Annotated in this window: 6 protein-coding genes and 1 pseudogene; all 7 read right to left on the minus strand. The window is 31.3% G+C overall.

The window, feature by feature from the left end; translation table 11 throughout:
- A partial coding sequence (locus tag CXQ96_RS17605) for an NAD(P)-binding domain-containing protein (protein WP_258059186.1) occupies positions 1 to 223 on the minus strand: 223 nt, incomplete at its 3' end.
- Between the two features lie 189 nt (positions 224 to 412).
- Positions 413 to 1,168 carry a glycosyltransferase family 2 protein gene (locus tag CXQ96_RS17610; RefSeq protein WP_219816169.1) on the minus strand — a complete coding sequence of 252 codons (756 nt, stop codon included), beginning with the start codon at positions 1,166 to 1,168 and terminating at the stop codon, positions 413 to 415.
- Positions 1,169 to 1,177: 9 nt separating this feature from the next.
- Positions 1,178 to 2,260, minus strand: coding sequence for an O21 family O-antigen polymerase (gene wzy / locus CXQ96_RS17615; protein WP_042020196.1), 1,083 nt, complete (start codon positions 2,258 to 2,260; stop codon positions 1,178 to 1,180).
- On the minus strand, positions 2,257 to 2,937 hold the full coding sequence (locus CXQ96_RS17620; RefSeq protein WP_000823826.1) for a glycosyltransferase family 25 protein: 681 nt from the start codon (positions 2,935 to 2,937) through the stop codon (positions 2,257 to 2,259). Before CXQ96_RS17620 ends, wzy begins: the two co-directional genes overlap by 4 nt.
- A gap of 2 nt (positions 2,938 to 2,939) precedes the next feature.
- Entirely contained in the window at positions 2,940 to 3,749 is an 810-nt protein-coding gene (locus tag CXQ96_RS17625) for a glycosyltransferase family A protein (RefSeq protein ID WP_001445975.1), read from the minus strand.
- An 8-nt stretch (positions 3,750 to 3,757) separates the two neighbouring features.
- Positions 3,758 to 4,549, minus strand: coding sequence for a glycosyltransferase (locus CXQ96_RS17630; protein WP_001445974.1), 792 nt, complete (start codon positions 4,547 to 4,549; stop codon positions 3,758 to 3,760).
- Positions 4,549 to 5,193: pseudogene (gene wzx / locus CXQ96_RS17635) on the minus strand (O21 family O-antigen flippase); the annotation flags it as partial. The pseudogene wzx and the gene CXQ96_RS17630, both read right to left, overlap by 1 nt.
- Positions 5,194 to 5,241: the final 48 nt, after the last annotated feature.

Raw genomic sequence — 5,241 nt, forward strand, 5'->3', positions numbered from 1 at the left:
TCACCATTAACAGGATGCGACGAGGCGTTTCCAGAGATTCAACAAACTCTTTCACCGTATAGTAAGGAACCAGTTTCTTGCCTGGATTTTCGGCAATAACTTCTTCCGTCTTTTCACGGGAACGGTTGAAAATAGAGACGGTATAACCACGGCTTTCGATGTTGAGCGCAAGGTTGCGCCCCATCACTGCCATACCGACGACGCCAATCTGTTGCTTTGACATTGTTTACTCCTGTCTGAGGTGCTCACCGCTGCAAATAAGCGGCTGAATATGAGTAACGGGTTTACTTCTAATATATTTAGGAAAGGCTTATCTCTCTATGTCCCAAAAACTAAACCTTTTGGATACATCGACTATCAGATCTAAAAGACATACATTTTATAATATCAAAACCTAATAAAACCATTCTAATTAAAGTCTCTTAGCAAGAGCTCTTACTGAATAAATAAAAAAAAGAACTAATGACTTGAATAATGAAAAAGACAATACTCTTCTATAAATATTCCATTGCCACATAGCTGCAGTGAACTTATTTGAGGACAACCCCGTATTATGTATATAATATCTGGCAAGATTTTTCTGTATGCAATAAACCAGCTTTGCTTTTTTTACTATTGTTAACCACATTAGGTAATCTTCATGACCAATTTCCTGTTGATATACTTTCCCTATCTGAGTTGAGTCATAAATACCAGTTAAGTTACCAATATGATTAGATTGCAGCATATTATTATATGTAATAACTTCCTTAAACCTTCTTTCTTTTATTACATTTGTATCAACATAAAAAACCTCATAGTTTGAACAAACAACTTTATAATTTCCAGCACTCAATATTTTCAGTTGTTCTTCGAGTTTAGTCTCAAACCAAACATCATCACTATCACAAAATGCAATATATCTACCATTACAAGCAGCAATCCCAACATTTCTAGCCGAAGATACTCCCTTACCATTTCGATTTAGTAAATAAACAATACGTTCATCGATAATAGACTTAATAATATGTTCTGTTGAATCCGACGAATTATCATTGATTATATATAATTTAAAATCCTCATACGTTTGTTTTAAAATTGACAAAATACTATCTTTAATAGTTTCTTCAGCATTATAAGCTGGCATAATTATTGATACTGTTTCATTACCCATAAAAAGCCCCATCATTATTCAAAATTAGAACAAGTATGATTTATAATAAAATTCTGCGATAGGAAACAGAATAACCTTTAATAGATACGGAATAAAACAGTATAATAATGAGAGATACAAACAAACGAAGTATCTATTTTTAACAGTGTATTTAATAACATAAATTATCGGGATTATATAAAATATCACAAAATAGTAGTTAACCCTTGAAATAAAATCAAAACTGAGCATTAACAAATAAACATTCACCGTTAAAGCCCACATACCAATTAACTTTCGCTCATTATCTTTTATAACAAAAACCTTTAGTTTTAATAAGATAAGGAATAGCAAATTAAATGGAATCCAATACATTTTAGTTAGTACATTCATTATACTCACAGAACTTTCATCGAATGAGGATAAATAATGTGAGTAATAGGGGAATAAATTTTGCACTATATAATAAATAATTTGCTGAAGATAAGAGAAAAGAAACAATAAAAAAGTCAACACATAAATTTTAAAAGCATGTTTACACGCAAAAAAATACGTCTTATCTGGAATTACGAGAAAACAGAAACCAATCAAAGCAGAGCGATGAAAACCTAAAGCAGCAACCATTAATATGAAAGATAACAATAATTTCCCTCTAAACTTATAGAGAATTGATATTGCAAACAAATAAATTGAAAATGATGCTCTTATTATATTCATCTGGGTATGAAATAAATTAGTAACAACCCAAAAAAGAAAAAAAACCAAAACAAGAGAATAACCATAGTTTTTCCATAACTGAAAAACAATAACAAACACCAATAAAGATTGTAATAAAGCAGTTAACGCAATAAAACCTTTGAATCCCCATCCAGTCAGTTGATATAGCCTCATATATCCATAAAAGAGATATTCCTTATTTTGATAAAAGGTATCGAGTTCATTAGCATTATTATATATATTTTGATAGCTAAAATAATCTGTTCCAACACCGTATTGAAATGCTGGCAACAGAGTCATAAAAAAAACGCATATGCCCCCGATAATTATTTTCCCATAAGGAATACGATTATATGCATTAAACAAAAACATATAAAAAAGCACAATAGTATTAATTATAATATATATCATTTTTCTGCAATAAAAAGACGTTCAGCTTCGATAGAACTAGAGTTTAAATTTACAGGATGAGAAAAGTATTGACCATAAAATACATTATCCAGTTTCGCATTTCTTACAATGTAACTCCAGTCATCACAAAAGAAACTATTTTCTTCCATTAACCTCAGAATTCTCTCAGCGCCTTTAATATCCACACAATAACAGCATGTCCTATATAACCAACGATGTGTACCTAATATTACTTTTCGCACCCCACATATTGATTTTCTCCCCATTATGACACGACTAAAGCTTTTTAGACCATCCTGTCCACCCAAAATATAGACACTTGATGAGCAGAATGAATTAATCATTTCGTCCAAATATTTAACATTTTCCTTGGGCAAAACGTCATCTTCCAAAACCACCAACCATTTCCTTCCACTCGCCAAAAATTCCGTTAAAGCTTTTTTATGACTCAAGAAACATCCCAATTCCGACGGAGTTAAAAAACCTCTTCCAAACATCTTTGAGGACCTAATTTTAAATAAAGAAAAGTATTTTTCTGCCAATAATTTCCGTCCATCAATAGCATGAGAAACACGACATTCTATGTCATACTTCGCCATTTCATTTTTTAATTTATCTCTCCTTTCATTATGTTGAGGTAATGATATTATACAAAAGTCAACAAGTTTTCTTTTCATTCTCACTTCCTTTTACTGGACAGTTGTTTTAATCTTTTATAAAAATATGAAAGCATATATCTTATAACTGTTATGAATGCAAGACAAAATGCATTATTTAGGGACGTTCTGTAAACCTCCAGAGCAAGCTCAACTATTTGTTTTGGTGTATATTTATATCCCCGTCCATAGGATATTTTAATTTGAGACCCTCCCAGAGTTCTCACAGAAATTAGCGACATAACAGAAATTAGTTTTAGTTTTAATGGTATATCTTCCCCCCAAGTCAAATATCTTATTTTATAAGCATCAATGATTTTATTTCTACGATACAACGTATTAGATTGATTCCAACCAAGAGTAAATTGCTTTGGATACCCTAAACACTCTATACATTCTTGTATTAATCCTCTGTTATATTTTTTTATTGTGAAGATATTACCTGTCTCGTTTTTACAATTAAACTCTTCCACATAATCACTTCTAAAGACGATGGCATCAACCTCATTATTTTCTAATAAATAATTAACACCCCAATCAAGAGCAAATTCAGCAATATAATCATCAGTATCAAGAAAAAAACAAAATTCTGTATCTGAATCCAATAAGCCTACATATCTTGCGTGAGAAGGGCCTTGATTAAGAGTATAGGTGTAATTACACCCGTAATTATTACAAATAATTTTATTTTTGCGCGCTTCATCAGAAACTGAACCATCATCAATTACAAAAATCTTACACTGCTTATAGCTACTGATTATTTTAATATTTTCCTCTAATATTATGCTCGAATTATAAGTTGGTATTATTATTGATATTCTTTTATTATTCATTCTATTGCCTATTTATTGTATTTTACGTATATGGCTTTCTTTGTGTTATAAAGGTTTTTAACATAGGATAACCGTTTAACATGCAAGTAAAGGGGTTTAATGATAGTTTTTACCCTGACGGTTGATTTATCCCACATTAACTGTTCATATAATTCGCCATCACAATATTTCAGACCCAGTGAACGTTTATATAAAAACAGCTCATTGCTCATCCACTTCCCAAAAAACTCTAACCCTCGAAAAACGACACCATCATAATTTTTTGCTATCTGCTTTTGCAAAATATCAACACCGTATGCCGAAAAAATATAATGGGCATCGACTTTCATTAAATAATCACAATCACCTAAAGAAAAACTAAAATTATAAAATTCGGCCAGTGAACCATCTCCCTTTGTCACCTGATCTTTATACCCTTCTCCAGCAATAGCGAGATTTTTATCATAAGAGTAAAGTTGTATAGAGCAAACATCAGCTAATTGATTCGATAATCTTTCTACAATATCTCTTGTATTATCTGTAGAATTATTATCTACAACAATTATTTGTGATGCTAACCCCGAAATAGACAATATAGATGCCTCTATATATTCAGATCCGTTTTTGACTCTATATATAACAGAGACACTTGGTATTTTCCTCTTATATTCATTCTGTTTTCTTAGCTTAGCTGCAACATAATCATCAAAATCTAACCGATTGGAGTACTTCTTATCGTTTTTCGCAGATAAAAAGGAAATAGTAAAAAGATAGTAATGAAAAGATAAAATTAACTTTTTTAAAATAGAATATAAACTCATCACTTTATCACTCGATTAAACAATAAAATACAGTAAATCAATGGGATTATATTAATCAATGACACGACAATTAACTTAGACACAGCTATTCCAACAACACCAAATATGTTAGTCAGATAAAATGTTATAACAAGAGACGGTATAAGCATATATATATGCAATTTACTTATAAAACCTTGCCGATCACTCATATTTAAAAAAACATATACAGGGCAAAATATTGCATTAATAATCTGCGTCATAACTAAAATAATTAACACTTCGCTAGCATTACTGTATTGAACACCAAATATAGATAATATCAGCCCTGAAAAAAAGGGAAACAGAAGAGCCATTAAAACACATGGTATCATTATGAAGAACATAGCTTTTTTAGTTAGCTCTTTTATTTCATTCATTTTACTTTGGCTGTATAAACTGGCGACCTTAGGTGCCAGAATTGTGCTAATTGACATTGCAAATAAATTTATAACCAAGGATATTCTATCAGACACAGCAATAATAGCGACATCAGCAGCTGGGAGCAACAAACCGGAAAGTACAACATAAGATTGAACAATCAGCATTCCTAATGAGTTACCAATGAAATACTCTGATAATTCTTTCAGTCTAAACGGTATTGACTCTGTTTCTAACTGATTGAAACGGGATCTACACGCATACTATCGGCGGCAGCGCCAGATGTGTATCAG

It is taken from the genome of Arthrobacter sp. B1805 (assembly GCF_002929745.1).
Taxonomy (GTDB): Bacteria; Actinomycetota; Actinomycetes; order Actinomycetales; family Micrococcaceae; genus Arthrobacter_D.

Excerpts from the sequence above, each read along its gene's own strand:
- CXQ96_RS17610 (WP_219816169.1), bottom strand. The coding sequence starts at position 1,168 with ATGATGGGGCTTTTTATGGGTAATGAAACAGTATCAATAATTATGCCA.
- wzy (WP_042020196.1), bottom strand. The coding sequence starts at position 2,260 with ATGATATATATTATAATTAATACTATTGTGCTTTTTTATATGTTTTTG.
- CXQ96_RS17620 (WP_000823826.1), bottom strand. The coding sequence starts at position 2,937 with ATGAAAAGAAAACTTGTTGACTTTTGTATAATATCATTACCTCAACAT.
- CXQ96_RS17625 (WP_001445975.1), bottom strand. The coding sequence starts at position 3,749 with ATGAATAATAAAAGAATATCAATAATAATACCAACTTATAATTCGAGC.
- CXQ96_RS17630 (WP_001445974.1), bottom strand. The coding sequence starts at position 4,549 with ATGAGTTTATATTCTATTTTAAAAAAGTTAATTTTATCTTTTCATTAC.